The organism is Neisseria weixii, from assembly GCF_002327085.1.
Taxonomy (GTDB): domain Bacteria; phylum Pseudomonadota; class Gammaproteobacteria; order Burkholderiales; family Neisseriaceae; genus Neisseria; species Neisseria weixii.
In genome coordinates this window covers 1,678,634-1,705,413 of the sequence record NZ_CP023429.1, presented here as the reverse complement: position 1 = coordinate 1,705,413, position 26,780 = coordinate 1,678,634, and the positions used below count along the sequence as shown (strand labels likewise).

Annotated in this window: 25 protein-coding genes and 8 pseudogenes; 23 read left to right on the top strand and 10 right to left on the bottom strand. The window is 52.8% G+C overall.

The features are described 5' to 3' along the window. The first annotated feature begins 1 nt into the window (after position 1). The 15 genes and pseudogenes from CGZ65_RS14935 (at position 2) to CGZ65_RS08590 (ending at position 8,824) form a co-directional block, all read left to right on the top strand. A pseudogene (locus CGZ65_RS14935) lies at positions 2-579 on the top strand (phage tail protein). Position 580: 1 nt separating this feature from the next. After that, on the top strand, positions 581-1,312 hold the full coding sequence (locus tag CGZ65_RS13425; protein ID WP_198345268.1) for a hypothetical protein: 732 nt from the start codon (positions 581-583) through the stop codon (positions 1,310-1,312). Beyond that, positions 1,261-1,776 (top strand): hypothetical protein, encoded by a 516-nt coding sequence (locus CGZ65_RS08645; RefSeq protein WP_096295114.1) that lies wholly within the window; start codon positions 1,261-1,263, stop codon positions 1,774-1,776. Before CGZ65_RS13425 ends, CGZ65_RS08645 begins: the two co-directional genes overlap by 52 nt. Before the next feature lie 80 nt (positions 1,777-1,856). Further along, the gene (locus tag CGZ65_RS08640) at positions 1,857-2,666 is read left to right on the top strand and encodes a phage tail protein (RefSeq protein WP_096295115.1); all 810 of its coding nucleotides are present in this window, start codon (positions 1,857-1,859) and stop codon (positions 2,664-2,666) included. Positions 2,667-2,698: 32 nt separating this feature from the next. Further along, entirely contained in the window at positions 2,699-3,067 is a 369-nt protein-coding gene (locus CGZ65_RS14170; protein ID WP_232507410.1) for a hypothetical protein, read from the top strand. Then, entirely contained in the window at positions 3,019-3,444 is a 426-nt protein-coding gene (locus CGZ65_RS14165; RefSeq protein ID WP_232507409.1) for a hypothetical protein, read from the top strand. The genes CGZ65_RS14170 and CGZ65_RS14165 overlap by 49 nt, the downstream gene beginning before the upstream one ends. A gap of 73 nt (positions 3,445-3,517) precedes the next feature. After that, positions 3,518-3,946: a hypothetical protein gene (locus CGZ65_RS08630; protein ID WP_096295117.1), complete on the top strand. Its 429-nt coding sequence runs from the start codon at positions 3,518-3,520 to the stop codon at positions 3,944-3,946. Beyond that, positions 3,940-4,269 (top strand): hypothetical protein, encoded by a 330-nt coding sequence (locus tag CGZ65_RS08625; RefSeq protein ID WP_157742713.1) that lies wholly within the window; start codon positions 3,940-3,942, stop codon positions 4,267-4,269. Before CGZ65_RS08630 ends, CGZ65_RS08625 begins: the two co-directional genes overlap by 7 nt. After that, positions 4,269-4,829: a hypothetical protein gene (locus CGZ65_RS13420; protein WP_198345267.1), complete on the top strand. Its 561-nt coding sequence runs from the start codon at positions 4,269-4,271 to the stop codon at positions 4,827-4,829. The genes CGZ65_RS08625 and CGZ65_RS13420 overlap by 1 nt, the downstream gene beginning before the upstream one ends. Before the next feature lie 29 nt (positions 4,830-4,858). Further along, a complete protein-coding gene (locus tag CGZ65_RS08615) occupies positions 4,859-5,845 on the top strand; it encodes a hypothetical protein (protein ID WP_157742759.1) in 987 nt (328 codons plus the stop codon). 174 nt (positions 5,846-6,019) lie between these two features. Beyond that, positions 6,020-6,217: a Com family DNA-binding transcriptional regulator gene (locus CGZ65_RS08610; RefSeq protein ID WP_089036638.1), complete on the top strand. Its 198-nt coding sequence runs from the start codon at positions 6,020-6,022 to the stop codon at positions 6,215-6,217. Beyond that, positions 6,186-7,031 carry a DNA cytosine methyltransferase gene (locus CGZ65_RS08605; protein ID WP_089036639.1) on the top strand — a complete coding sequence of 282 codons (846 nt, stop codon included), beginning with the start codon at positions 6,186-6,188 and terminating at the stop codon, positions 7,029-7,031. The genes CGZ65_RS08610 and CGZ65_RS08605 overlap by 32 nt, the downstream gene beginning before the upstream one ends. A gap of 54 nt (positions 7,032-7,085) precedes the next feature. Next, a pseudogene (locus tag CGZ65_RS08600) lies at positions 7,086-7,848 on the top strand (DNA adenine methylase). A gap of 126 nt (positions 7,849-7,974) precedes the next feature. Next, positions 7,975-8,373, top strand: a pseudogene (locus tag CGZ65_RS08595) (transposase); the annotation flags it as partial. Positions 8,374-8,560: 187 nt separating this feature from the next. Further along, positions 8,561-8,824 carry a hypothetical protein gene (locus CGZ65_RS08590; protein WP_096295542.1) on the top strand — a complete coding sequence of 88 codons (264 nt, stop codon included), beginning with the start codon at positions 8,561-8,563 and terminating at the stop codon, positions 8,822-8,824. 94 nt (positions 8,825-8,918) lie between these two features. Here the strand turns inward: CGZ65_RS08590 and CGZ65_RS08585 are convergent, their stop codons facing one another. Then, positions 8,919-9,722 (bottom strand): outer membrane protein assembly factor BamD, encoded by an 804-nt coding sequence (locus CGZ65_RS08585; RefSeq protein WP_096295541.1) that lies wholly within the window; start codon positions 9,720-9,722, stop codon positions 8,919-8,921. Here CGZ65_RS08585 and rluD point away from each other — a divergent pair. The 6 genes and pseudogenes from rluD to CGZ65_RS08555 all read left to right on the top strand — a co-directional run bounded on the left by rluD (position 9,721) and on the right by CGZ65_RS08555 (position 14,786). Continuing rightward, a complete protein-coding gene (rluD, locus tag CGZ65_RS08580; protein WP_096295540.1) occupies positions 9,721-10,845 on the top strand; it encodes a 23S rRNA pseudouridine(1911/1915/1917) synthase RluD in 1,125 nt (374 codons plus the stop codon). The two genes, CGZ65_RS08585 and rluD, sit on opposite strands and share 2 nt — an antisense overlap. Before the next feature lie 50 nt (positions 10,846-10,895). Then, positions 10,896-11,674 (top strand): annotated as a pseudogene (pgeF, locus tag CGZ65_RS08575) (peptidoglycan editing factor PgeF). Between the two features lie 190 nt (positions 11,675-11,864). Next, positions 11,865-12,343 (top strand): annotated as a pseudogene (locus CGZ65_RS08570) (LPS-assembly lipoprotein LptE). After that, a pseudogene (holA, locus tag CGZ65_RS08565) lies at positions 12,344-13,344 on the top strand (DNA polymerase III subunit delta). Between the two features lie 151 nt (positions 13,345-13,495). Continuing rightward, positions 13,496-13,915, top strand: a complete 420-nt coding sequence (locus CGZ65_RS08560; RefSeq protein WP_096295539.1) for a hypothetical protein — start codon at positions 13,496-13,498, stop codon at positions 13,913-13,915. Positions 13,916-14,228: 313 nt separating this feature from the next. Beyond that, the gene (locus tag CGZ65_RS08555; RefSeq protein ID WP_269768596.1) at positions 14,229-14,786 is read left to right on the top strand and encodes an RDD family protein; all 558 of its coding nucleotides are present in this window, start codon (positions 14,229-14,231) and stop codon (positions 14,784-14,786) included. Between the two features lie 211 nt (positions 14,787-14,997). Here the strand turns inward: CGZ65_RS08555 and CGZ65_RS14160 are convergent, their stop codons facing one another. The 5 genes from CGZ65_RS14160 to CGZ65_RS08530 form a co-directional block, all read right to left on the bottom strand. After that, positions 14,998-15,177, bottom strand: a complete 180-nt coding sequence (locus tag CGZ65_RS14160; protein ID WP_232507408.1) for a hypothetical protein — start codon at positions 15,175-15,177, stop codon at positions 14,998-15,000. A gap of 133 nt (positions 15,178-15,310) precedes the next feature. Then, positions 15,311-15,529, bottom strand: coding sequence for a hypothetical protein (locus tag CGZ65_RS08545; RefSeq protein WP_096295537.1), 219 nt, complete (start codon positions 15,527-15,529; stop codon positions 15,311-15,313). Positions 15,530-15,753: 224 nt separating this feature from the next. Further along, entirely contained in the window at positions 15,754-15,972 is a 219-nt protein-coding gene (locus CGZ65_RS08540; RefSeq protein ID WP_096295537.1) for a hypothetical protein, read from the bottom strand. An 81-nt stretch (positions 15,973-16,053) separates the two neighbouring features. Beyond that, positions 16,054-16,809, bottom strand: a complete 756-nt coding sequence (gene gloB / locus CGZ65_RS08535) for a hydroxyacylglutathione hydrolase (RefSeq protein ID WP_096295536.1) — start codon at positions 16,807-16,809, stop codon at positions 16,054-16,056. Between the two features lie 146 nt (positions 16,810-16,955). Further along, the gene (locus CGZ65_RS08530) at positions 16,956-18,005 is read right to left on the bottom strand and encodes a hypothetical protein (protein ID WP_096295535.1); all 1,050 of its coding nucleotides are present in this window, start codon (positions 18,003-18,005) and stop codon (positions 16,956-16,958) included. A 271-nt stretch (positions 18,006-18,276) separates the two neighbouring features. Between CGZ65_RS08530 and CGZ65_RS14710 the strand changes: the two genes are divergently transcribed. Continuing rightward, on the top strand, positions 18,277-18,411 hold the full coding sequence (locus CGZ65_RS14710; RefSeq protein ID WP_255419126.1) for a hypothetical protein: 135 nt from the start codon (positions 18,277-18,279) through the stop codon (positions 18,409-18,411). Here CGZ65_RS14710 and CGZ65_RS08520 read toward each other — a convergent pair. Together CGZ65_RS08520 and purL are read right to left on the bottom strand one after the other, a co-directional pair. After that, positions 18,389-18,643 (bottom strand): hypothetical protein, encoded by a 255-nt coding sequence (locus CGZ65_RS08520; RefSeq protein ID WP_096295534.1) that lies wholly within the window; start codon positions 18,641-18,643, stop codon positions 18,389-18,391. The genes CGZ65_RS14710 and CGZ65_RS08520 overlap by 23 nt on opposite strands. A 129-nt stretch (positions 18,644-18,772) precedes the next feature. Continuing rightward, positions 18,773-22,665 (bottom strand): annotated as a pseudogene (purL, locus tag CGZ65_RS08515) (phosphoribosylformylglycinamidine synthase). Positions 22,666-22,877: 212 nt separating this feature from the next. Here purL and CGZ65_RS08510 point away from each other — a divergent pair. Beyond that, positions 22,878-23,216, top strand: a complete 339-nt coding sequence (locus tag CGZ65_RS08510; RefSeq protein ID WP_095501990.1) for a P-II family nitrogen regulator — start codon at positions 22,878-22,880, stop codon at positions 23,214-23,216. Positions 23,217-23,272: 56 nt separating this feature from the next. On the opposite strand, the gene CGZ65_RS08505 is transcribed toward CGZ65_RS08510, so the two are convergent. Both CGZ65_RS08505 and CGZ65_RS08500 read right to left on the bottom strand, forming a co-directional pair. Then, complete coding sequence (locus CGZ65_RS08505; RefSeq protein ID WP_232507407.1) at positions 23,273-25,183, bottom strand: LTA synthase family protein; 1,911 nt, start codon at positions 25,181-25,183, stop codon at positions 23,273-23,275. A gap of 240 nt (positions 25,184-25,423) precedes the next feature. Continuing rightward, a pseudogene (locus CGZ65_RS08500) lies at positions 25,424-26,733 on the bottom strand (sulfate adenylyltransferase subunit 1). Between the last annotated feature and the right edge of the window lie 47 nt (positions 26,734-26,780).

The window sequence follows — 26,780 nt, the reverse complement described above, 5'->3', positions numbered from 1 at the left end:
CATGGCCAAACTGAGCTATGCGGCGGTGATTGAGCGCGACCAACGCTACAAAATGCTGGCCGATTTGGGCTTGCGGCTGAACGACACCGATGCCGTCAAGTTGATGCCGCGCCTTATCCATCTGGTCGTACCCGAGCATTTGGAGCTGTTGGCCGAGAGCCGCAGCATCTTGGGGCAGACGGCTACTGGCTGGCCGAATCCGACCAGATGCGCCGCCGCCTGATTAAGGGCGCATACGGGCTGCACCGGCATAAGGGCACACCGTGGGCAATCCGCGAAATCGTGCGGCGGCTGGGCTTCGGCGAAGTGCAGATTATCGAAGGCATGGGCAACAAGCGGCACGATGGCGAAATCACGCGCGACGGTCGCTATGCCCACGGTCACAGCGACCGCTGGGCGCATTACCGCATCATCATGAACAACGTGATTACCAACGATCAAGCCGCGCTGCTGCGCCATACCCTGAGAGCCTTCGCGCCGGCACGCTGCGTACTGGCCGCGCTCGACTATCAGGCCAGCGCATTGAGACACAACGGCCGCGCCAAACGCGGCGGCCAATTCAACAGAGGAACCGCATGACATGGCAAATCTAGTAGAAACCAGCCGCTGGGAAGCAGGCATTTACCAGCTCGAAACCTCCGACCCCGTGATGGGCGGCCCCAACGGCATCGACAACCGCCAGCCCCGCGAGTTGGCCAACCGTACCTTATGGCTCAAAAACGAAATCGCCAAAGCCGTGCAAAGCATCGGAAGCAACAAAACTGCCGCCGACCAAGCCATTGCACTCAAGGCCAACGCCGCCACGCTGTTTACTGCCGGCGCAGGTCTGACAGGCGGCGGGTCGCTGGCGGCCAACCGCAGTTTTGCGCTGGCCACACCGTCCACGCTCAACGGCAGCACCACCAACTGGGCAGGTAACGGCGCAACCGGCCACACCCACGAGCTGGCCAAAGCCACGCCTACCGTGGCGGGCGTAGCCAAACTGGTGAATACGCTAGATGTATCCGCTACCGATGCCGCGCTGACGGCGGCAATGGGCAAAAAACTGCAAGACGAAAAGCTCGGCAACAGCGGCAACCAAACCATCACGAACGGCACATTGACCGTCGGCAAATCAAACGAATGGGCAGCCGTCAGAATCCCTTCCGGCGCGGGTGTGTGGGAAATCGAAACCAATCCCAATCTGCCGCCGCCACCGAAGGCAGTATCAGAATGGGGTTTAAGTTCGTCGAAAGCGGCCAGTCTGCCAAAGGCATCATCATGCCCGCGCTGTCGACCGGTTATGAAACGGTGGCTTATCAAAGCTGGGTGAATGAAAAAATCGCCCATCTGGACAACGGCAAAGTGCCGTCAGTCGCTTACAACTACTCGATAAGAAACTCAACCGACTACAGTAAAAGCGGCTTTTATCGGGCAAATGGTAATGAATTGGATGGAAAAAGATTGCCATGGATGGAAATGCACATTTCCCACCCGGAGCAGAGTGAAAACCAATACGGGCGCGGCATCGGTTTTTCCTACGGCCCGAGTTTCGACCTCGTTACCACCGCATGGGACGCACAGGGCGTGTATCAGGGCATGAAAAAAATCCTCACCGAAGAAAACGGCGTCATGAAAAACGGCGACACGATGACGGGTTTCTTGACTTTTGCCAAACAGCCTTGGCCGAAAATACAGCTGGCCTCAAATAAAGGGGGCAAGCCCTGCTGGTTGAGAGCGGCGGCACCGCAGGTACGCACTGCTTTATCATCAGGAATCATGAAGATGGTGAGGTAAGAAATGGCAATATCGTCAGATTCAATCTGCCTGACAAAACCGGCACGCATACGCTGGCAACGACGGGCGACCTTGAGGCCTTGTCCCGTGTCGACCTGACCGGCAACCAAACCGTCGGCGGCCAAAAAACCTTTGCCGCACGCACCCACTTTTCAGACGGCCTTACCATCAGTGCCGCCAATACCGGCCAGTCCGCCGAGTTCCGGCGCGGCGCGGCCGACTGGTATTGGGGCAACCCCATTTCGCGCAAGGCTTTGCAACTCAAAGACAACGGCGATTTGGCCTACCAAAACCAAAAAATCTACCACGAGGGCAACAAACCGGCATGGAACGATATCCAGAATAAGCCTGATGTAGCCACGCGCGGTACTACGCTGGCACACTACGGAATTACCGATTCCGTGACCGCTGCCGATTTCCAATGGGCTAACGTCAAAACAGGTACGATAATGTATTTTGCCGGCGGTCAAGCTCCGCACGGCTGGCTGGCTGCCAACGGCGCAGCAGTGAACCGCACGACATTTCCGCATCTGTTTGCGATAATCGGCACCCGTTACGGCGCGGGCGACGGACGCACCACCTTCAACCTGCCCGATTTGCGCGGCGAGTTCGTGCGCGGCTGGGATGCGGGGCGCAATGTCGATGCAGGCCGTGCACTCGGAAGCTGGCAGCAAGACGAGTTCCGCAGCCACCACCATATTTATCGGCGCGGCCACCTGACAAACTCGGTGCCTTGGGAGCACCGCGAGGCAAGCCGTGATGGCAGCGCGGCCACGTATGACGGTGACGGCCGCTTTGATGACGGCGGCGACCGCGTGACCACATCTGCCTCAGGCGGCGTGGAAACCCGCCCCCGCAATATCGCACTTTTGGCCATTATCAAAGCATAAGGCCGTCTGAAAATATCTGAAAGGAAAACCGAATGACCCAAAATATCCAATGGCAAAAACCCGTCTGCCAACTCGATTCAGACGGCATCTATCTGCACCAAACCATGGCCGATCTTGACGTGTACACCAAAGACGGCGGCTACATTATCCCCGGCGGCTGCATCGACACCGTGCCGCCCGAGGCGCGCGAAGGCCACGCCGCCAAATGGAACGGCAGCGGCTGGGACTACCTGCCCGATTTGCGCGGCCAAACCGCCTACCGCACCGACAGCGGCGAAACCGTGCTGATTGACCGCATCGGCGCACTTTCAGACGGCTTGACCCTTGAGCCGCGCCCCGGCGAAGCGCACGAATGGCGAAACGGTGCATGGGCGGAAAACCCGAACGCGCCGCCGAGCTAAAGGCGCAGGAGCTGGAGCGGGCAAAAGCCGCCAAACTGGCCGAAATCAACCGCGCAGCGCAAGCGTTTGTCGCCCGCGCCGCCGAGTTGGACAAAACGCCCGAGTTCGAAGTGGCCACATGGCCGCTGCAGGCCGCTGAAGCGCAGGCATGGAGCCGCGACAAAGCCGCCTCCACGCCCGTTTTGGCCATCACCGCCGCCGCCCGCGGTCTGGATTTGGACAAGCTTCGCGCCGCCGCCCTGCGCAAGGCCGACGCCTACACGGCGCTGACCGCGCACGTTGCCGGGCAGCGTCAGGCTTTGGCCGACAAGCTGGAAAAGGCCAAAACGGCCAGGGCGGTGGAAGCGATAGCCGTGTCCTACGCCATGCTCGCCTGATTTTTAATGCGCATTAAATGTGCGTTTTCTTGCCAAGCCTTACCATCCCTGCATGTTGTTGCAGGGATTTTTTATGAAAATTGCGTTTTACAAAGGCACGCTGCGCGGCCGCGCAGGCTGGTTCAGCCGCTTGGCGCGCTGGGCAGACCAAGGCCGCTACAGCCATTGCGAAGTGGTGTTTTCAGACGGCATGTGCGCCTCGGCCAGCTGGTACGACGGCGGTGTGCGCTTTAAAAAGATTGCTTTTAACTCCCTGAATTGGGACATTGTTGAACTGAATTTCACACCCGAGGCCGAGGCGAAAGTGCGTGCATGGTTTACCCGTAACGAAGGACGGCCCTACGACCTGCGCGGCAGCTTGGGCGTGGTGTTCCGTCCGTTCGGGCAAGGCCGGCGCGGCTGGTTTTGCAGCGAAGCGGTGGCCGCCTCACTGGGGTTTGCCGAGCCGTGGCGCATCAGTCCGAACCAGTTGGCCGCGCTGTTGGAGACGGTTAAATGGTAAGGCTGGATATGGAAATCGTGCGCGACGACAAGCAGAGTATTGTGGTGGAGCTGCTGGATTCGGACGGCCACACCATCAATCCGGCCGACATCGACAGCGTAACGGTATGGGTCAAGCCGCCGTTTCAGGACAAGATTTTTCCCGAAACGGTCATTCTTCCCGAAGACCCCGAAAACGGCTTGGGCAGCCACCTGAAAATTACCTTTACCCGCAATATCCTGCAAAAACAGATGTGGACGCAGGCGCAATACGGCATTGAAATTGTCTGCGGCGACGAAGGGCCGACCACCGTCATCGGTGGAAAAGTGATGAGGATTTACTGATGAACCCGATTGTCAGACCCGGCCAAGCGGCCAGTGTGAAAATCAGAGATTTAAAAAAGCATTGCGCCGATACCCCGTCGGGCAACGGCAAAAGTGCCTACGAATTGGCCTTGGCCGGCGGCTTTTCCGGCAGCATTGAAGCATGGCTGCTGTCGCTCAAAGGTTCGGACGGCCTGTCTGCCTATGAGCTGGCCAAGCAGCAGGGCTTTGGCGGCAGCCTTGAAGAATGGCTGCAATCGCTGCACGGCCGCAATGGCGAACCGGGCGGACAAGGCGATAAGGGTGCGGACGGCAAAAGTGCCTACCAAATCGCACTTGAAAACGGCTTTCAAGGCACGGAAACCGAATGGCTGGCATCGCTCAAAGGCGACAAAGGCGAACCCGGAGCGGCAGGAACGGCGACCAGCCCTGCAAGCCCTACCGCCGCAGGTACTGCCGGATTTAAGGTTTACAACGGCCGTAATCCCCTGCAAGACCTGCTTGTACCGGGCAATTACCTGATTTACAGTCCTGCAGTCTTAAAAGAAATGGGGCACCCGGTTACGCCGCCGGCATACTGACGGTCAACAGCACCGACAGCCGTAATATTGTGGTGTGGGAGTGGGTCTGCCCGTTTTATGGTCGGACGGGATTCAGGGTGTATCAAAACAACCGCTGGCTTCCGTGGGAATCGGCCAGCTACCGCAATATCAATGCGTCGGCAGCAGTTCCGCGCACCATGATCGTAACGACGGGCTCTTCAACCGCCGTTGACCTGTATCAGGGCAACACGCTGCAATCGGGCTTGGCAAGTGCGCAAGGCTTAAATATCTATGCGCCTCAAAACGGCTACGAAGCCTTCACTACCGGTATGAGCGGGCAGGTGGCAGAGTATACACTGATGATTAACGGCGGATTAACGCCCGAAATCACGTTCCCGGGCGGCGAAATTCCGGAACACGGCGGTAAAGTCAGCGTACAGGTGGCATTGCCCGGTGCGTCGCAGGTAGATGTAGTCAACGGCAAGGCTTACTTTTTGTCCAACGGACGCAAGGGGACGATAGTCGGTGTGCCGTCTAATCCAATTTGGACGAGTACCGACAATGTCCGTGAAACCACTCCGGTGTTTGCCGACCAGCCGTATGAAGGACGCATCGAATCATGGAGCGGATTTGAAAACTGCATACAAATCATCGCCGTAGGAAAAAACGACATCAATCACGGCAAAACGGCAGCAGAGACTATCCCCATCATCGAAAAAATCACGAAGTGCTTTAAGCGTGAGCGGTTTGTCATCTGCACGTTGTGGAGCAATTACGATTACGACGACGGCAAGCGTGAGGAGATACGCAAACTGAACGAGTGGATACGCAAGAAATACGGGCGGTTTGTCTATGATTTGGAGCGGTTTGTATTATCTGACGAAGCGTTTGCCGAAACGGGCATTTCCAAAACGCCCGATGATACGGCGGCCGTTGCCAAAGGCGTGATGCCGAAATCCGTCAGTAAAGACGGCGGAAAACACATGGCTCCGGCGGTGGCGTGGAAAGCCGTCAGGAACATTGTCGATATGATTAAATCGGCAGGCATCGTTTAGACAAAAGGCCGTCTGAAAACGGTTTTCAGACAGCCTTTAGAAAGATTAAGACGGCGGCGCACCGGTGCAGCAACACCGATACGCCGGCCTGGCAGGGATAGTCTGCATTAGCCAAAGCCGCCACCTCGCGAGGCAGCGGTATTTTATCACTAATGCATAAGGAATGCCCGAAAAATGAAACACCGTTACAAAAACCGCTGCGAATGCAGCAACTGTTGCAAACTGCTGGCCGTCGGCACAGGCGACTTTGAAATCAAATGCCCACGCTGCAAGACAGTCAACCGGTTTGGTTCTTTAACAACCCAGAATGCCGCCGAGCATCCGAATCCGAAAGGAAACAATGGATGCTCAAACCTTTTTCAGACGGCCTGAACCCACCGTTGGCAGCCTGTTCGCAGGCATCGGAGGATTCGACCTCGGCTTCGAAGCCGCAGGATTCCGCACCGCGTGGCAGGTTGAAATCGACCCGGTCTGCCGCGCCGTTCTCGCCGACCGCTTCCCCCATGCTGAACAGCACGAAGACGTGCGTACCTGCCTGCCCGCACTCTCCCGAACAGACGTTATCGTCGGCGGTTTCCCCTGCCAAGACGTTTCGGCAATGGGTAAACGACGCGGCCTTGCCGGAAAACGCACGGGGCTGTTCTTCGACGCAATGCACATCGTGCAGACCCTTCAACCGCGCTGGCTGGTGCTTGAAAATGTCCCCGGACTGCTCTTTTCAAACGATGGCCGCGACTTCCAAACGGTACTTGAAACGCTTGCCGAATGCGGGTATGTGGGATTTTGGCGGGTGCTGGACAGCCGTTATTTCGGAGTCCCCACTAAACGCCGCCGAATATTCGTGGTCGCAGGTTTTCGAGAGCTGCCCCCGGTTGGGCTGCTGGGTGATGCCGGACCAATGGAGCGCGTATCTGGCCAGACGGAAGCGGGCAGCCCGTGGGCGGACGCTCATCCTACGCTGCTTGCAGGTTTCGCCGACGGGACAAGTATCGACATCTCGGGCGGAAATATCGTTGCTGTCGCCGACAGCCGGCATCAGATGGTTGAGCGGCAGCGAGCATCTGAAGATTATGGGCTTCGGCGCGGACTGGATGCGGCCGACGCTACTCAGGCTCGGGCTGCCGGAAACGCCATCTGTCCGAAAGTCGCACAATGGATTGCTGAAAAACTCATCAGTACATTCTGATTAACCGATACCGAGCACCGCAAGTGCCTTTTACTCTATATATAAGGAGTCAAAATGACACCCAAACCGCAACCGCCCGTACCGTGGATGGGCGGCAAACGCCGCTTGGCCAAACACCTGCTGCCCATGTTTCCCGAACACCAATGCTATGTGGAGCTTTTCGCCGGCGGCGCGGCCCTGTTTTTCCTGCGGCCGCAACCGGCAAAATGCGAAGTGCTCAACGACATCAACGGCCAACTCATCAACCTTTACCGCGTGGTGCAACACCACTTCGACGAGTTCGTGCGCCAGTTCGAATGGGCGCTGACCAGCCGCGAAGTGTTCGCCCGTCTGCAATCCACGCCGCCCGATGTGATGACCGACATCCAACGTGCCGCACGCTTCTTCTACCTGCAACACACCGCTTTCGGCGGTAAAACGGTTGACCACCACTTCGGCACGGCCACCACCGGCCGCGGCTTTACCGCCGCCGATATTGCCGACCGCCTAAAATCCGCGCAGCAGCGGCTCAATGGCGTGTTTGTCGAGAACGAGCCGTGGGAAAAATGCTTTAAACGCTATGACCGCGAGCACACCTTCTTTTATGCCGACCCACCGTATTGGCAGACGGCAGGTTACGACAGAGCCTTTGATTGGGCGCAGTACGAACTGCTGGTCAAGCGAGTGCAAAGGTAAGGTCATGCTTTCCATCAACGACCACCCGGATATTCGGGAGCTGTTCAAAGACTTCCGTATTCATCGACTGGAACTGGCTTACTCGGTTGCCCGCGACAAAACGCAAAAGACCAGCGGGGAGCTGGTCATCTGCAATTGGTAGATAAAAAAAGCAAGGGCAATTCCAAACTGCTCTTGCTTTTTTGTAACAGATTTTCATTGAGTGTAATAAAATATATTTTCTATTTTCTCAAAATCCAGCGCGCTTTTTCTCGCGTGGCTTCACTGTATCGGGAAACAGCACACCACCCCGGCCGACGCCCGTGAGTGCAACCATTTCGAACCGCTGTCGGAAGGCACCGCACCCGGAACAACCGTCTATGCCGATAAGGGGTATGACAGTAAAGCCAACCGGGAGCATCTGCAAAGCAAACGGCTGTCCGGCGGCATGATGCGTAAGGCACAGCGGGGCAAACCTTTAACGGAGCAGGAGAAACAGCGCAATACGCAGCTGTCGGAAGGGCGCTGTGCGGCCGGGCAAACCTTCGGTACGCCACACCGGAAATCCGGCTGTAAAAGAGCGCGTTATTTCGGTTTGCGGAAAGTGCCGGCGCAAAGCCATTTGAAAGCGGTGTGCCTGAACCTGCCAAAGGCAGCCGGCAGGCTTCGTGTGCCTGCTGCTGCCTGAAAAGGGCAACGGGCACCCCGATAAAGGGGCTGATTGGGGGAAATACGGACGGGAAACACGTCTGAAAATGAAAAAACGGTTACCTGATTGTTCAGGTAACCGTTTGGATGGGATGGCCGGTATTTCGCAAAGGTCTCGGATTGTCTGTTTGCCTAAGTATTGATTGCCCGGTACGGCCGACAATCTGTTGGCCGATAAAGCTGATGACACCGATGCGGTCAGGTATTTGGCGGCCTCACTTGGAATGGATGCCGTTATTGAGCCTAAGGTCAAGTGCAAGGAGCGACTGTCTTTTGACTGCTATCTGTGCCGTTGCCGCTATTTGGTGGAGAACCGCTTTGGAAATTTCAAAACGCTGACAGGGCATTGCCACGCGTTATTCGAAGAGGTTGGCTTTATTTGCTGCGGTAATAGAAATCCGGATTATTGCGATATGGTTGAAAAATTGTGACTACACTATCTAGGACAGCCAACTAAAAATTTTTTAAACAAATATCAAAAAAATCAGCCTGAAATATTTCAGGCTGATTTTTTGTATCAATGTATTATTTCCAATAACGCCACCAAGGCATGTCGCCATTGCGCCATTCATGGGTTAAGAATGGGCTTTCCGGAAAATTTTGCTGCAAAATACGACGTGTATCCTGAGCCAGTTGCGGTTTTTCCAGTTTTTTGTAGGCCAGTTCCATCATGGCTAAAGATTCTTCAACATAACGCGTATTTTGATACTGTTGAACAATTTTTTGTGCACGGTTAATGGCTGCAACGTATGCGCCGCGTTTCATGTAATAACGGGCAACGGCGATTTCATTGCCGCCCAATGCGTCAACCAATTTGGTCATGCGTGCGGTGGCATCTGGTGCATATTTACTGTTCGGGTAGCGTTCCACCAATTGTGCAAAAGCGTGATAAGCATCGCGGTTGGCTTTAGGGTCACGGTCTGACCAGTCTTGCGATGCCAATTTGTTTAAGAAAGACTGATCTTCATTAAACAATACCAAGCCTTTTAAATATAAGGCATAATCCATGTTCGGATGTTGCGGGTGATGGCGCTGGAAGCGGTCGATGGCAGCCAAGGCTTTTTCCGGCTCGTCGTCTTTATAGTACGCATAAGCAGTATCCAATTGTGATTGCTGCGCGTAGCGGCCATTGGGGAAGCGTGATTCCAAAAGTTCATATAACTTGATGGCTCGCGTATAATTATTGCTGTTCAATTCATCTTGTGCTTCAGCATAAAGCTGTTCCACACTCCAATCCTGAGTAATTTGAGCGTCTTTATCGATGGTGCCTTTATTGGCACATGCGGCGAGCGCCAAACTTAAAGAAACTAATAAAAGAATTTTTTTCATGCAGAATACTTCCTTTGATAATGAAGCTGATTATAGCGATGATTTAGACTTTGCGGCAGTCCCTGAAGCAGAAAGTTGTGTTAAATTGACCGCGCCTGTCGAGATGGCCGGATTGCGTTTGGATGCGGCACTGGCCAAACTCATGCCCGATTATTCGCGCAGCCGTCTAACCAATTGGATTAAAGACGGTGATGTTATGGTAAACGATAAACCTGCCCAGCCGAAAGCGAAAATGATTGGCGGAGAGTTTATCACAGTTACCGTGCGTCCGAGCGAAGAAAATCTAGCGTTTACTCCTGAGGCGATGAATTTGGATATTGTTTATGAAGACGATACCGTGATAGTCATCAACAAACCTGCCGGACTGGTGGTGCATCCCGCAGCAGGGAATTGGACAGGTACGCTTTTAAACGGCTTGCTCGCACATTGCCCAGAATTAAGCCAAGTGCCGCGTGCAGGGATTGTGCACCGCCTCGACAAAGAAACCAGCGGCTTGATGGTCGTAGCCAAAAACTTACCCGCGCAAAATTCTTTGGTGCAGCAGCTTCAGGCACGCACAGTGAAACGCATTTACCGCGCTGTAGCCAATGGCGTGGTGCCGTTTGACGGTAAAATCGATACCTTAATCGGTCGTGATCCACACAACCGCTTGAAAATGGCAGTGGTGAAATATGGCGGCAAACCGGCTGTAACCCATGTGAAAGTGCTGGAACGTTATTTGTCACACAGCTACATCGAATGCGCTTTGGAAACCGGCCGCACCCACCAAATCCGTGTGCACATGCGCGAAGCCAATCATCCGCTGGCGGCTGATCCTGTTTACGGCAACCCGCGCCACCCATGCAGCGAAGGGGTGAAAGAAGCGGTGAAGGCTTTGGGGATGCGCCAAGCGTTGCATGCTTACCGTTTGAGTTTTATCCATCCGAAAACCAATGAAACCGTGTCGTTTGAAGCGCCGTTACCCGATGATATTTATCATCTGCTTTCGGTGCTGCGTTTGGAGGCGGGCTTGGATTCGTCGTTGAGCCATGAAGAAGAATGGCAAGACAAGCTGGACAGCGATGATGACGATGATTGGAACGAAGACGATTACGATGTCGAAGTCGTTTATGTAAGAGAATAATGTTTCAGACGGCCTGTTGATGAAATAGGCCGTCTGAAAAAAGGAAAAGCATGAAAACTTTAAGCGAAACATTAGGTATTGGAGCGCAAAACAAAATATTCTTAACCGCCGACTGGCCTGCGCCTGACAATGTAAAAACCTTAATCACCACGCGCAACGGCGGTGTGAGCGAAGCACCGTTTCACAGCCTGAATGTCGGCGCGCATGTCGGCGATCATCCTGAGTGTGTGATGCGCAACCGCGAAATCGTGCAAAATCAAATTGGTCTTCCCCCGTTGCCTATCTCAACCAAATTCACAGCAATGTCGTGGTGAACGCGACTGATGCGATGGCGAGGCTTACTGATGCCGATGCCAGCGTCGACACCACCGGTCAAGCCGCTTGCGCCAGCATGACAGCCGATTGTCTGCCGGTTTTGTTTTGCGACAAAGCCGGTACGGTTGTGGCGGCAGCGCATGCCGGTTGGCGCGGCTTGGCGGGAGGCGTGTTGCAAAATACTGTACGCGCCATGCAGGTAGTACCTTTGGAAATCATGGCCTACTTGGGACCCGCGATTGGGCCGGAAGCCTTTGAAGTGGGGCAGGATGTGTTTGATGCATTTACCGAACAAATGCCCGCCACCGAAAGGGCGTTTGAATCCATCGGCGGTGGTAAATATTTGGCCGACATATACGCCTTGGCGCGAATGGTGTTGCAGCGAGAAGGGGTGAATATGATTTACGGTGGCGAACATTGCACCGTGTTGGAGCGCGACAGCTTTTTCTCTTACCGCCGCGACGGACAAACCGGCCGTATGGTCAGCCTGATTTGGTTGGAGAAGGATGCATAGCGCGGTTTGCTTAAATTGAAAATCATGATAATGCCGTCTGAAAGGCGGAAATTTTTTCAGACGGCATTGATTTAATCGGCTTAATCCAAGCCGCTTTTATCTCATCAGGCCGTCTGAAATCCAAAGATTTCAGACGGCCTGATAATCCGCTATAATCCAGCTATTCTCGTCTTGAAAACGAAAGCCCAACATGAAAAAAATCATTCTGACCGCCGCCTTGCTGCTGTTGGCTTCCTGCGGTTTCCATTTGAAAGGCACGGCCGGTACATCTCAGCCGTTGCCGTATCAAAATTGGTATGTCAATGGAGGCGCATTGCAACAGGCTTTGGAAAATTCCTTGCGCCGTTCAGACGGCCGTCCGGTCAGTATGGATCAGGCGCAAATGGCGGTAAATGTGACCCATATGGAAACCCGCCGCGATATTTACACCATCACCCGCGCGGCCGACATCAACGAATACCTGTTGATGTTGCGTGTGGACGCCCAAGTGACCCGCAACGGTGAGCCGGTGGCGAACCAATGAGCGTGGTGGTACACCGCACCATGGATTATGCCGACAGCGAAGTGTTGGGTAAAGCCGAAGAAGAACAAACCATCTGGTCGGAAATGCGCACCGATGCCGCCGACCAAATCGTGCGCCGTCTGACCTTTTTGAAAGCGGCGCAGTAAATGGCGGCAATGAATATCGAGCAGCTTAGTGCCGATATGCCGCTCAAACCGCTGTATGTGGTTCACGGCGAAGAAGATTTGCTGCGTATTGAAGCACTTGATAACCTGCGTGCAGCTGCCCGGCAGCAAGGCTATCTCAACCGCGAAGTGCATACCGCCGAAAACAATTTTGATTGGAACGAATGGCTGCAATCGGCCGGCAGTATGGGTTTGTTTGCCGATTTAAAATTACTTGAATTGCACATTCCCAACGGTAAACCGGGTAAAAACGGCGGCGAAGCACTGCAGCATTTTGCCCAACAGTTACCCGAAGACACCGTCACCGTCATCATGCTGCCCAAGCTGGAAAAAGTGCAAACACAAGCCAAATGGTTTGATGCGTTGGCGGCAAACGGCATTATGCTTGAGGCTAAAGCGGTGGGGGCTGCGGCCTTGCCGGCATGGATTCGAGGCCGTCTGAAAAAATGGGGTTTGGAAATTGAGGACGATGCGCTGGCGGTGTTCGCTGAGCGTGTCGAAGGCAACTTACTGGCGGCCAAGCAGGAAATCGACAAACTGGCTTTGCTGCACCCGAAAGGGTATTGGCTGAATATGGCTGATGCCGAATCGGCGGTGGCCAATGTGGCGCGTTTCGATGTGTTCCAACTGGCGGCGCGTGGATGAAAGGCGATGCGCAGCGTGTGGTGCGTTTATTGGATACTTTGGAAGCAGAGGGTGAAGAACCGGGGTTGCTGCTGTGGGCAGTAGCCGAAGACATCCGCACGCTGATTCGTTTGACCGCCGCGTTGAAGCAAGGACAGAATATCCAATCGCTGCGCAACAGCCTGCGCCTGTGGGGAGAAAAACAAACGCTGGCGCCGATGGCCGCCAACCGAATTCCTATCGGCCGGCTGCTGCAAGCGCTGCAAACCTGTGCCAAAATCGACCGCATGATTAAAGGTGCGGAAGAAGGCGATGCGTGGACGGAGTTTAAGCAATTGGTAATGGGCTTGGCGATATGAAACCTATTAACCCATTTCAATGAAAAAGCCGCCAATCTTTGCCCTCAAGCCGAAAAATACTGTAAAATAGCGTAAATCATTCCAAGGCCGTCTGAAAAGCTCAACGGAATTTTTTCAGACGGCCTCAAACTGTTTTAAGGAAACACAATCCATGGATACAAAAGCAAAAATCCGCTTAGCCGGCCTGATGATTCTGGCCACCGCCGTTTTGAGCCTGCTGTTGGTGTTAATCGTCGATTCATGGCCGATTGCCATTTTGATTGCCATTATCATTATGGCTGCCGCTGCCGGTGGTTTCGTGTGGACTTCGCGCCGTCAGCAACGCCAATTCATCGAGCGACTGAAAAAATTCGACATCGACCCTGAAAAAGGCCGCATCAACGAAGCCAACTTGCGCCGCATGTATCACCGTGGCGGACAAGCGCAAAAAGATGCGATTACTTTGATTTGTTTGTCGCAAAAATGCTCGGTTGACGAAGCGCATGCCATGTTTAAAAAACGCCCGACCCGTCAGGAAATGAACCAAATGGCGGCGCAACAAGCCAAAGGCCAAAAACGTCCGCACCGTTGATTTTTTAACCGAAAGGCCGTCTGAACAGGTCAAAGCCAGCTGCAATATTCCTGATTTCGCTTTTGCCTTACAGACGGCCTGAGACCTTTGCAAAACCTCATGAACCACCAATAAAACCCAAACAGCCGCCATTAGCTTCGCAAGTCCGCTGCACTTCCCCCGCGCGGGCGGGAGGTTGTCTTAACATTTCAGAAACTTATTTTATTCAATAGTTTGCCATGCTCAAAAATGGATTCACGCCCGCGCGGGGAAGTGCAGCGGACTTGCGAAGCTAATGATATCGGTTCTTTGTGCAGCGGCTTTTTAGGGAGTTTTGCAAAGGTCTCAACCTTCGTATTCAATCTATGTCCATGCCCGATTTCCTACCGTTTCCCTCAAACGCCGTCTTGCCGCCCTGATGTATGAAATGCTGCTGGTCGGTGCCGTGACCGCCATAGCCGCGATTTTGTCGGGCATACTGGCGATTTTCCTCAATCCGATTTCCACCTATTTATCCAGCTTTGTCACCTGCGTACTGGTGATTGGTTTTTGGTGGTATTATTTCCGCATGAACTGGCTGCAAAAAGGCCAAACGCTGGCGATGCAAACCTGGAAAATCGGCTTGGCCAATCAGCAAAACGTGCAACCGCCGCCGCACCAACTGCGCCAACGATTTATCTGGGCTTGTGTGTTTGTGGTGTTTATTCCCATGCTGGCTTATGCCGGATTGCGTCATTTTCTGAATATTCCGCCTATGCCCGCATTCGGTGCGGCCTTGTTTTGGCTGATTCTGCCTTGGGGCTTTGCACTGATGAATCCCGACCGCCAGTTTTTATATGATTTTTTGGCCGGTACGCGTTTGGTGGATTTGAAGCAGGATAAGAAGAAATAACAGGCAGAGACCTTGGCAAAACTCCCTGAAAAGCCGCTGCACAAAGAACCGACGTCATTAGCTTCGCAAGTCCGCTGCACTTCCCCCGCGCAGGCAGGAATCCATTTTTGAGCATGGCAACCTATTGAATAAAATAAGTTTCTGAAATGTTAAGACAGATTCCCGCCTGCGCGGGGAAGTGCAGCGGACTTGCGAAGCTAATGGCAGCTGTTTAGTTTTTAATTGGTGGTTTATGAGGTTTTGCAAAGGTGTCTTCGTGAACGGAAAAGCTGATTTGGTCGATGAATGCGGAATTGGCTTTGCCGCGACGCAAAGGAACTTCAATCAGACGGCCTTTCGAATCGGTCAGGAAGGTGGTGTATTTTTCAAAGGTTTCCTGTTCGGTACTCAAAGCCGCTCCGGTTTCTGCTCCCCCCTGTTAGATAAGGGGGGCGCCATATCGGCGCATGAAGCCGCGTTTGGCGCGTCGCTTACGCTGCCGCCGCCAAACGCGGCTGCACGCGCTTTCTTAATTTCCTTGTTCATCATTGCGAAATTTCCTTACTCATGATTTCACGGACAAACAATCTGCCGTATTCCTTAGCTCCATTTTGGGTTTTACAAATTCGGTCAGGCGAAGAGATGGGGAAATTAACGGTTTTAAGGCAATGGGAAGAATTGCCGTCTTCTTTGAAGATACGCACAATGAACGACTTTGGAATAGTCGGCGGTTCGGGATTGACGGTGTAGAATACGATGCACATGAATAAAGCCCCTTTGTTAAAGGGGCTTTACGTTGGTTAAAAATGCCCCTTTCATGGGGCGCAATATATAAGGTTTCCTGTTCGGTACTCAAAGCCGCTCCGGTTTCTGCTCCCCCCTGTTAGATAAGGGGGCGCCATATCGGCGCATGAAGCCGCGTTTGGCGCGTCGCTTACGCTGCCGCCGCCAAACGCGGCTGCACGCGCTTTCTTAATTTCCTTGTTCATCATTGCGAAATTTCCTTACTCATGATTTCACGGACAAACAATCTGCCGTATTCCTTAGCTCCATTTTGGGTTTTACAAATTCGGTCAGGCGAAGAGATGGGGAAATTAACGGTTTTAAGGCAATGGGAAGAATTGCCGTCTTCTTTGAAGATACGCACAATGAACGACTTTGGAATAGTCGGCGGTTCGGGATTGACGGTGTAGAATACGATGCACATGAATAAAGCCCCTTTGTTAAAGGGGCTTTACGTTGGTTAAAAATGCCCCTGTAATGGGACGCAATATATAAGGTCTCGGTCTTAAAATTGATTTTTCAATTCACGCAAGGCGGCAAACACTTCCAACTCCGTAGCAAATTTCTTACCGCTTAAGCTTTCCACACGTTCCCAAACCTGTGGCAGGCCGACGCGCAAAAACGGGTTGACTTTGCGCTCGTGCAGCAGCGTTACCGGCAGAGTTGGGGCGCTGGCGGATTCGGCTTCGCGCAAGGCCGTCTGAATATCGGCGTTGTCCGGCTCGATGTGGGCGGCAAAGCGCAGGTTGGATACGGTGTATTCGTGAGCGGGGTAAAACAAGGTATTTTCCGGCAATTGGTTGAAACGCAGGAAGCTGTCGAACAATTCTTCAATCGTGCCGGTAAACACACGGCCGCAACCTGCACTGAACAAGGTATCGCCGCAGAAAACATGCAGGCTGTCTGAAGTTTCAAACAGATAGCTTAAATGACGGCAGGTGTGGCCGGGTGTGGTCCAAACGGTGGCCAAGCCGTCGCCAAACGGAATCTGCAAACCGGCTTCGGCGCGGCGGGTCGCTTCGGGGATGTCGCTGTTGCCGTAAACCGGTGATTCTAAAAATGTGCGCCACAAGGCGGCCGCGCCGCCACGGTGATCGTCATGGTGGTGGGTAATCCATGTTTGCGCGAGCATCAAGCGGTTGTTGACTAAAAATTTCAATACCGGCGTCGCATCGCCCGGATCGACGCAGACGGCCAGATTGCCGTCCTGAATCATCCAAATATAATTGTCGTTGAATGCTTTGACTGGGGTGATTTTCATGTTGTTCCTTTTTTCAGACGGCCCGAGATCTTTGCAAAATCTCTATCTTTGGCACATTTCTTCGTTGTGTGCTGCTCGAAAGCTTGCCTATCTTCATGATATGTCTTCACTTTCTGCGCTGCTACAATTTTGAACTGTGTTCAAATCTAGGGTTTTGCAAAGGCCTCGGCTTGTTCCTGCACATAATCGCGATGGTTGTGGCTCAAACCGTACACGGCAGCGCGGGCTTGTTTGATGGTTAAGCGGTTGTAGGTCAGGCGTTGGGTTTGGTTGTGGTCGTAAATATGGATTTCGCCTTGTTTGCGCGTTTGTTTGTGGGGGAACTCGCTTTTCAGCGTGCGCCATAAATCAAGCTGCACATGCACAATGACGAACATATCGTGGGTGAGGTTTACGCCGACGCTGATTTCTTTTTTTGATTCCTGCAGGCAAAACGAGCGGTCGTTAAACAGGCACAAGCCCGAATTGTCGGGATAGCGGTAAAGCTCGATTTTCACCGCTTCGGGTACGTCAAACGCCGCGCGGAACATCTGTTCAAACAATGAAGGCTGCGACACGCCGTCACTCAACATACCGTAAAGATTCGAGAGCCAATTGACGTAACCGTGAAAATTGAAATCGAAATCCTGCAAAATCGAGCGGATGCGCTTCGGGTCGCGGGCGCGGATTAAATGCACAAATTCGCGGCTCACTTCGGGCAATTGGCGGCGGATGGCCTGATGCAGGCGGTGGGCAAACAAGGTTTTGTGGTTGTTCGGATTGCGCAAAATGCCCAACAGCTTCAAGCGCAGAATCCGCCAAACGGCATCGGGTGCGTTCAGACGGCCTGCAGGCAGGTTGCGCAATAGTTGGCATGAATCTTCGTAGCCGCTTTCATGGCGGTTGAACCAGCTTTCGAGATTGTATTGGTTGGGCGAATTTTCAACAAAGGCCAGTGTGTAAAGATTTTTGGCGGCCAGATTGGTGATGATGTTTACATTATCCACTTCGCCGCGGTAAGGTTTGTGAAACAGACTGATCGGCAGGCGGTAAACATTTTGGTTTTGCGGACCTACCGACGAATTATGCGCATGCTGCCGCTGCTCGGTTTGTGCGACATAATGATGCATTTTGGTCGGGTTGGCGGTCAGCAAGGCAAACGGTTTGGTGTCGCATTCCGGATACTCGCAATCGCTGAGAATAAAAGCGTGTTTCATGTTTCAGACGGCCTAGAAAGCAAATCAGGCTTTATCATACGCTATCTAGGACAGAATGCCAAAAGGCTGAGGCTGTCTGAAAAGTGTTTTTCAGACGGCCTATTGTAGAGTGGTAATTTATTTCTTTTTCAAAACGGAACATTTCGTCAAGCATAGCGTGGCTGTGAGGCTCCGACTCATCGGGAGCAGGGTAAGGCTCGACATAAAATTCCACAATTTTAAAACCGCATTTCAAATAGAAATGGATGTTGCGTTTTTCAAAATAGGGCGTATGCGTTTCCCAAACCTGTGTTTGCGGATAGCGTTGCTCAATCAGTTTCCAAGCCTGTTGGCCGAGTCCTTTGCCGTGCTGGCCGGTGCAGATGAAAAAGAGTTCCAGCCCGTTATGTTGGAGTGTGTGGGTTAATATTGATCACCGCGCCGCCCACTATATTGCCATCGGCTTCAATTTGCAGGCATTGAGCCTGATCGCCCTGCGTACAAGATTCGATTTCTTTGCGGCTGATGATTTCTTCGTTTTCCGCCAATTCATCTTTAAATGCCTGACGGAATGCCTGTTGCAAGGATCGGATAAACCATTCCCTGTTTTCAGCGGCAAGTGCATGAACGGCGAGTATTTGCGGATTGGATTGTTTCATTTGTTCTGTCTTAAGTGATGTGGCTTTAGCCATTGGATTGGCGTTTTAAAAAAGGCCGTCTGAAAAATATTGCAGTGTTATGCCACATAATTTTCAGACGGCCTTGATATGCAAATCCTTGCTTGTGGATTAACCCAACGCTTTACGCGCACCGCCAAACAAACGTGCCCAGCCGGATTGTTCCGTCCAATCTTCAGGCTTCCAGCTCATTTGCGCGGCGCGGAACACGCGTTCCGGATGCGGCATCATGATGGTGACTCGGCCGTCGGCGGTGGTGACACCGGCAATGCCTTGCGGCGAGCCGTTCGGGTTGAGCGGGTAGGTTTGGGTGACTTGGTTCAAACCATCCACGTATTGCAGCGCAATCGCCAAATCGGCCGGCACTTGGCCGCCTTTGAGTGCAAAGTCGGCGCGGCCTTCGCCGTGGCTGACAATCACCGGCAAGCTGGCACCTTGCATTTCGTTCAAAATCAGCGATGGTGATCGGGTTACGTTAACCATGGTCAAACGCGCTTCAAACTGTTCGCTTTCGTTGCGTTTGAATTTCGGCCATGCGGCTGTGCCCGGAATGATGTCGGCCAGGTTGCTGACCATTTGGCAGCCGTTGCACACGCCCAGCGTGAGCGTGTTCGGGTTGGCGAAGAAGGCGGCAAACTGGTCGCGCAAAGCAGGGTGGAACAGAATCGATTTCGCCCAGCCTTCACCTGCGCCCAATACGTCGCCGTAGCTGAAACCGCCACATGCCGCCAGCATTTGGAAGGTATCGAGGTTCACGCGGCCGCTCATCAGGTCGGACATATGCACGTCATACGCATCAAAACCGGCTTGGGTAAAGGCGGCGGCCATTTCGATTTGGCCGTTGACACCTTGTTCGCGCAATACGGCGATTTTCGGTTTCTTGCCGCTGTTGATAAATGGCGCGGCAATGTTTTCGTTGACATCAAAGGTCAAATCGGCAAACAGGGCGCTGCGTTGGTTGTCACCGATTAAGGCAAACTCGCTGTCGGCGCAGGCCGGATTGTCGCGCAACTTTTGAATGGCGTGGCTGGTTTCTTGCCATGCGCGTTGCAGCTCGGCACGGGTTTGCTCCAACAAGATACCGCTTTGGTTGCGGATAATGATTTTTTCGTCGGCCGCCAAGGTGGCGATGCGGTGTATGTGAATACCGGCTTGGGCAAACAAGGCTTCCACAGCAGCTAAGTCGGCTGCGTTTACCTGAATCACTGCACCCAATTCTTCATTAAACAATGCACGGGCAGCGGCAGCGTTTTGGTCTGCTTGCGAAGTGGTCAATACGCTGATATCCACATCCAAACCCAAGCGGCCGGCAAATGCCATTTCCGCCAAGGTCGCAAACAAGCCGCCGTCGCCGCGGTCGTGGTAGGCCAACAGTTTGTCTTCGGTAACCAATTGTTGAATGGCGTTGTAAAACGCTTTCAGACGGCCTGCTTCAATATCCGGCGCTTGGCCTGCCATTTGGTTATACACCTGACCCAAAGCCGAGCCGCCCATGCGTGCTTGGCCGTTGCCCAAGTCCACCAGCAGCAAGGCGCTGTCCGGCACGTTTTGCAATTCGGGCGTGATGGTTTTGCGCACGTCTTTCACCGGTGCAAAGGCGGTGATGATCAGGCTCAAAGGCGATACCACGGATTTTTGTTCACCTTCATCCTGCCATACGGTTTTCATCGACAAGCTGTCTTTGCCGACCGGAATGCTTAAACCCAAGGCTTGGCAGGTTTGCGACGTGGCTTCTACCGTGCGGTAGAGTTTTTCGTCTTCGCCTTCGGTGCCGCAGGCAGCCATCCAGTTGGCGGAAAGTTTGATGTTGCCGATGTCGCCGATGTTGACGGCGGCGATGTTGGTAATCGCTTCGCCGACACACATGCGGCCGGAAGCAGGTGCATCAAACAGGGCGACGGTCGGTTTTTCCCCATAGACATGGCTTCGCCTTGATAGGTGTTGAAACCCATCATGGTCACGGCGCAATCGGCTACCGGTGTTTGGTATTTGCCGACCATTTGGTCGCGGTGGGTCATACCGCCCACGCTGCGGTCGCCGATGGTAATCAGGAAGTTTTTCGCAGCCACAGTCGGCAGGCGCAGCACGCGGTAAGCGGCTTCGGTGATGTCGATGGCAGAGGCGTCAAACCGGCTTTCAGACGGCGTTACGGTGGTGTCGTTACGGGTGGTTTTAGGCGGTTTGCCGAGCAAAACATTCAGCGGCAAATTGACCGGATTGTTGTCATACAAATCATCGCGCACTTGCAGATGACCGTCATCGGTGGCTACGCCGACCACGGCAAACGGGCAGCGTTCGCGTTCGCAAATGGCGCGGAAGGTGTCTAAATCTTGTTCCAAAATCGACAACACATAACGCTCTTGCGATTCGTTACACCAGATTTGCAGCGGCGTTAAACCGTGTTCTTCCAAAGGCACATCGCGCAGCTTGAATTTCGCGCCGCGGCCGGCGTCGTTGACCAACTCAGGGAAGGCGTTTGACAAGCCGCCGGCACCCACGTCGTGAATGGAGATAATCGGATTGCCGTCGCCCAGCTGCCAGCAGCGGTCGATGACTTCTTGCGCACGGCGTTCGATTTCAGGGTTGCCGCGTTGGACAGAGTTAAAGTCTAGAGAAGCGTCATTGGTGCCGGTATCCATAGACGAAGCTGCGCCTCCGCCGAGGCCAATCAGCATGCCCGGGCCACCGAGTTGGATTAATAATGCGCCTTCAGGGATTTCGTCTTTATGCGTTTGTTGCGCCTGAATATTGCCCAAACCGCCGGCAATCATAATCGGCTTGTGATAGCCGCGCACTTGGCCGTCGACTTTTTCTTCAAAGGTGCGGAAATAGCCCAGCAGGTTGGGGCGGCCGAATTCGTTGTTAAACGCCGCGCCGCCAATCGGGCCTTCAATCATGATGTCTAAAGGCGAAGCAATGTGGCCGGGTTTGCCGTAGGCTTGTTCCCAAGGCTGTTCCAAACCGGGGATATTCAGGTTGGAAACGGTAAAGCCGGTCAAACCTGCTTTCGGGCGCGAACCTTTGCCGGTCGCACCTTCATCACGGATTTCACCGCCCGCACCGGTGGCCGCACCCGCAAATGGGGCGATGGCGGTCGGGTGGTTGTGGGTTTCCACCTTCATGATGATGTGGGTGTCTTCTTCGTGGAAACGGTAGCCGTGGTTATCGGCGGCATTCGGGTAGAAACGCTCGATTTTCGCGCCTTCGATTACGGAAGAATTGTCTTTATACGCCACGACCGTGCCTTCAGGATGGGCTTCGTGGGTGTCGCGAATCATGCGGAACAGCGATTTAGGCTGTTTTTCGCCGTTCAAAATAAAATCGGCATTGAAGATTTTGTGGCGGCAGTGTTCCGAGTTGGCTTGGGCAAACATCATCAGCTCGACATCGCTCGGATTGCGGTTTAAGGCTTGATAGTTTTCGACCAAATAATCGATTTCATCAGGTGACAAGGCCAAGCCCATTTCGCTGTTGGCTTTTACCAAGGCTTCTTTGCCGCCGTTTAACAAATCGACGGTTGAGAACGTTTCCGATTGGATGTGGTGGAATAATTGTGCCGCCGCGTCAATGTCGGTCAACACACTTTCGGTCATGCGGTCGTGCAACAGCGCCGCCCATTGTTGCTGCTGCTCGGCAGTCAAATCGCCGCGAATCCACACCGCCATGCCGCGCTCAATGCGCCCGATGCCTTTAAGGCCGCAGTTTTCCGCAATGTTGGTGGCTTTGGAAGCCCAAGGCGAAATCGTGCCTAAGCGCGGAGTAATCAAAAATAAATGCAAGCCATTGGCGGGCTTCGGTGTTTCGGCAACACTTTCGGCTTCCAGCAAGGCTTGCAGTTTTTCAACGGTAGCAGCGTCTAAAGTATTTTCGCTGCTGACAAAATACCAAAATTCGCTTTCCAGCTTCGCTTCAGGCAGGCCGGCGGCGGCTGCTTTTTGAAACAGTTTTTCAACACGGAAATCAGACAGGGCGGTAACGCCGCGCAAGGGCAAAACAACAGACATGGATTCGGCTCTCAAATGCGGTTGGGAAAACGGCATTATACGCATAATAAGGCTGTTTTGCTTGGGTATTTGCCGCAAAGTGTCAACAATTCACATCACAAAACGCGATTGAATAAAAAAGCGGATTGTGATAATTTTCCAGTCATCTTTTCCTGTTCAGGCGGCCTTCATGATGACACCACGCCGTCTGAAAAACAAATAGAAAGCCAGCCATGAAAAAAATCGAAGCCATCATCAAACCCTTCAAACTCGACGACGTGCGCGAAGCCTTAACCGAAATCGGCATCACCGGCATGACCGTGACCGAAGTGAAAGGATTCGGCCGCCAAAAAGGCCACACCGAAATTTACCGCGGCGCCGAATACGCCGTCGATTTCCTGCCGAAAGTCAAAATCGAGCTGGTGTTGGCCGATCACGACGTCGAACGCGCCATCGAAGCCATCATCGAAAACGCCCGCTCCGGCAAAATCGGCGACGGCAAGATTTTTGTTTATCCGGTGGAAGAGGCGATCCGTATCCGCACGGGTGAGCGCAGCGAAGCGGCGGTGTGATTGGTTAGAAATCAGAAAATGCCGTCTGAAAGGTTTGTTTTCAGACGGCATTATTATTACTGGGCGGTGACGATTCGGTTAATTTGCCATTCGAGAAATTCCGTGTACACGCTGCCTTTTTTGATGTGTTTCAGGTCATGCTCATTCGGCTGCGTAGGCGCATCAGCATGCAAATCTCCTTGTGTTTTAGACCAAGGGTGGAATTTTTGATTATGCAGATGATAGAAGCCGTTTTCAGTAATCAGTACTTCTTTATTGTAACCATAACCGCACCAAGGCGAATCGGCTTGTGGCGCAGTCAGATTGCAGCCGGTGTCGTAATAAGATGTTTCAGACAGGCTTAAATGATACAGCGTCGGTAAAACATCTTTGTGTGAACCGGCTCGCTCCGGTTGATATACAGCTTGATGGCGGTATTTCTCAGGAACATAAAGATAAAACGGCACACCATGTCCTAAAGCCACTTCATCGGCTTCGGGATAACCGATGGCACGCATATTATGATCGCCTGTCGCTGCGATAATGGTATCCGGAGCAGTTTGTTTCACGTTGCCGATAAAGCTGCCCAATTGGTCGTTACTGTAGCGGAAGGTGTTGAAAATCTCATTCAGTTCTTTGCCTTTCGCCAATGCTTTTAAGCGGCCGGCTTCGGATTCTGTTAAGCGGAAATCGATACTTTGTTGCGTATCGGGTAAACGGTAAGGCGGATGGTTGGTGACAGACAGCATCATGATGAATACAGGTTGCTTTTGCTGTTCTGCTTTTTGCAGCAACTCTTCTGCGTAGCGGAACATATACTCATCAGGAATACCCCATGTGCTGGATTTTGCTTCCGGAAAACGGTCTTTCAAGCCATTTTCATCAATGATTTCACCCACACCCAAATGACGCAGGAAGGTATCAAAATCACGCCAGCCGCCGTTGCCTGCGGTGAGATAAACGATGTGATAACCGGCATCGGCATAAGGTTTGAACATATTGCTGATGAAGGTTTTGTTTTTCGCAATTGATTGGCTTAAGTCTAAGCGGGGGCTGCGCACAAACAGGCGGTGTAGGGTATCACTGGTGCCATCGCCTTCAGAAATAAACTTTTTATATACCCAATCTGATTGCCAATGTGGTTTCAGACGGCCTAATAAGTTTCTTTCGACATTGTCGAAATCCAATAAATGGCTGCTCATGCTCTCCATCACGGCCAGCACGACATTTGGTTTTTTCTGCGCTACGGCAGGGTTGGCAGGCGTAGTTTTTACCAGCTGCTGCAAATCAGCAGTTGCTTCAGTTTCCAGCAGTTGACTGATTATGCGGCTGCCGTCTGCATTGCTGACAGGCTTAAAACGGCTGCTGTTGCGGTATTCTTTTCTTGCCCAGTCTAAAGAAATCAAGGCATTGGGAACCAGTTTGTTTAATTGCGGGGCAGCGGAAATCTGCATGGCGGTTTGGCGCAAAGGAAATTTACCTACCGAACCACGAATGCCCAATGTCAACGCCAATAATGGCAGCACAATACCGGCAACCCACAGCCATACCGGTGCGGCTGCCTGTTGATTAGGGTGTGGTAATTTGTTGAGCAACCAAGCAAATAACCCACCCAGAACCAGCAATGCCAAGCTGCCGGAAATAACGGGGTAATCCGACCAAATGGTTTTAACAACCGCATTGGTGTCTTCATCAAACAGCCCAAAGACAAAAACATCAAATTGCTTTTCATAAACAGAGAAATAAAACCAGTTGCCCAAGGCAAAGGCGATGGAAATGATGAACAATAAGGTTAAAAGCTTTTTGTGGATTTTTTGATAAACGCGTGCCAATATCGGATGGATTAAACTTATCAGAAGCAAAAGAAAGGCGATGGCAGATAAGAGCGATGAGGCTTTAATATCAAACAATAAGCCTTTTAAAAACAGCGAGGTAATATCATCACGATATTGTTGGGTAATATTTTCGGAAACGAAATGATTCAGCATGAGAAAACGCTCTAAGCTGAATGCTAAGATGAGTGAAAGCCAAAAAACAAAAGTTAGTTTCAGTCCGGAGCGATAAGCTGCCCAACGGGAAAAGGTTTTATTGAAAGTAATATCGTTAGCCATGTCTTAGACCGGTTAAAACAATCAAAACATTATGGCATATTTTTGCTAAACTTAACAAAAATGCCGTCTGAAAGCATATCTTTCAGACGGCATTTTTATTTGACAACGAAACCGGTTTCAAATCTCAAACGTCCCTGCTTCATCACCCTCGCGGATCATGCCGGCGGCGACGGTGTGATTGGTGGCTTCGTCAATCAGGATAAATGCACCGGTTGCCTGATTTTGCTCATAAGTCGTGGTGTTAAGCGGCTGCTGGGTTTTGAAGCTGATGTGGCCGATGTCGTTGAGTTTCAATTCGGTGGCCGATTGCACTTGGCTCAAGGTGTTTACATCCCAAACGTAGGCGGTTTCGCTGATTTTCACGGCGGTGGTTTGGGTGGTGTGTTTGAGCAGGTATTTGCGGCGCAGATTGAGTGGAATATCGTCAAACCAGCACAATGCGGCTTGGAATTGCTGGCTCGGCTCAATAGGGCTGTCGGCGGCGACGATGGCATTGCCGCGAGAGATGTCGATGTCGGTGTCGAGCGTAATGGTCAATACTTCGCCGGCTTCGGCAGTATCGGTTTTGCCGTTCGGATTGTAAATCTCGGCGATTTTGGCGGTTTGGCCGTTGGGTAATACTTTGACTGCATCGCCCACTTTCAGACGGCCTGCTTCCAAACGGCCTTGGTAGCCGCGGAAATCGTCGCTGCTGCTGCCGTCTTGGCGCGCCACACGTTGTACGGGGAAATGGGCGGCTTGGGCAAGCGCGTCTTTGCGGGAGACGGGCAGGCTTTCCAATAAGGGCAGCAGGGGCAAACCTTGATACCACGGCGTTTGCGCGCTGGCGTTAACGATGTTGTCGCCTTTCAATGCGCTGATGGGCAGGAAATGCACATCAGCATTCAGGCCGATTTGTTGGGCAAGCTTTTGATAGGCGGCGGTGATGGCTTGGTATTTGCCTTCGTCAAAATCGAGCAGGTCGAGTTTGTTGACGGCGACAATGATGTTCGGGCAGCCGAGCAGTTTCAAAATGGCGCTGTGGCGCTTGGTTTGCGGCAGTAAAACCGGTTCTTCGCCGCTGAAATCAACGCGGGTGGCATCGACCAAGACGATGGCGGCCTCGGCGCTTGATGCGCCGGTGACCATGTTGCGGGTGTATTGTTCATGGCCGGGGTGTCGGCGATGATGAATTTGCGTTTGGGAGTGGCGAAATAGCGGTAGGCCACATCGATGGTGATGCCTTGTTCGCGCTCGGCGGCCAAGCCCTCGGTGAGGCTGGCGAAATCGGGTGTGTCACCGTTTTCAGAGGCTTTGTTGAGCTTGTCGATTTGGTCGGTCAGCAGGGTTTTGCTGTCGTAAAGCAGGCGGCCGATCAGGGTGGACTTGCCGTCGTCGACGCTGCCGGCGGTGATGAAACGGAGTAATGGGGCAGTGGTGGCGGTCATGTGCGTTCCTTCATATTGGGTTTGCCGATACTTTAACGAGGCCGCCT

Coding starts and splice junctions, on each gene's coding strand:
- CGZ65_RS13425 (WP_198345268.1), top strand. CDS start 581: ATGGCAAATCTAGTAGAAACCAGCCGCTGGGAAGCAGGCATTTACCAG.
- CGZ65_RS08645 (WP_096295114.1), top strand. CDS start 1,261: ATGCCCGCGCTGTCGACCGGTTATGAAACGGTGGCTTATCAAAGCTGG.
- CGZ65_RS14170 (WP_232507410.1), top strand. CDS start 2,699: ATGACCCAAAATATCCAATGGCAAAAACCCGTCTGCCAACTCGATTCA.
- CGZ65_RS14165 (WP_232507409.1), top strand. CDS start 3,019: ATGGCGAAACGGTGCATGGGCGGAAAACCCGAACGCGCCGCCGAGCTA.
- CGZ65_RS08630 (WP_096295117.1), top strand. CDS start 3,518: ATGAAAATTGCGTTTTACAAAGGCACGCTGCGCGGCCGCGCAGGCTGG.
- CGZ65_RS08625 (WP_157742713.1), top strand. CDS start 3,940: ATGGTAAGGCTGGATATGGAAATCGTGCGCGACGACAAGCAGAGTATT.
- CGZ65_RS13420 (WP_198345267.1), top strand. CDS start 4,269: ATGAACCCGATTGTCAGACCCGGCCAAGCGGCCAGTGTGAAAATCAGA.
- CGZ65_RS08610 (WP_089036638.1), top strand. CDS start 6,020: ATGAAACACCGTTACAAAAACCGCTGCGAATGCAGCAACTGTTGCAAA.
- CGZ65_RS08605 (WP_089036639.1), top strand. CDS start 6,186: ATGGATGCTCAAACCTTTTTCAGACGGCCTGAACCCACCGTTGGCAGC.
- rluD (WP_096295540.1), top strand. CDS start 9,721: ATGCAGAATACTTCCTTTGATAATGAAGCTGATTATAGCGATGATTTA.
- CGZ65_RS08585 (WP_096295541.1), bottom strand. CDS start 9,722: ATGAAAAAAATTCTTTTATTAGTTTCTTTAAGTTTGGCGCTCGCCGCA.
- CGZ65_RS08560 (WP_096295539.1), top strand. CDS start 13,496: ATGGATACAAAAGCAAAAATCCGCTTAGCCGGCCTGATGATTCTGGCC.
- CGZ65_RS08545 (WP_096295537.1), bottom strand. CDS start 15,529: ATGTGCATCGTATTCTACACCGTCAATCCCGAACCGCCGACTATTCCA.
- CGZ65_RS08540 (WP_096295537.1), bottom strand. CDS start 15,972: ATGTGCATCGTATTCTACACCGTCAATCCCGAACCGCCGACTATTCCA.
- gloB (WP_096295536.1), bottom strand. CDS start 16,809: ATGAAAATCACCCCAGTCAAAGCATTCAACGACAATTATATTTGGATG.
- CGZ65_RS08530 (WP_096295535.1), bottom strand. CDS start 18,005: ATGAAACACGCTTTTATTCTCAGCGATTGCGAGTATCCGGAATGCGAC.
- CGZ65_RS14710 (WP_255419126.1), top strand. CDS start 18,277: ATGCGTTTCCCAAACCTGTGTTTGCGGATAGCGTTGCTCAATCAGTTT.
- CGZ65_RS08520 (WP_096295534.1), bottom strand. CDS start 18,643: ATGAAACAATCCAATCCGCAAATACTCGCCGTTCATGCACTTGCCGCT.
- CGZ65_RS08510 (WP_095501990.1), top strand. CDS start 22,878: ATGAAAAAAATCGAAGCCATCATCAAACCCTTCAAACTCGACGACGTG.
- CGZ65_RS08505 (WP_232507407.1), bottom strand. CDS start 25,183: ATGCTGAATCATTTCGTTTCCGAAAATATTACCCAACAATATCGTGAT.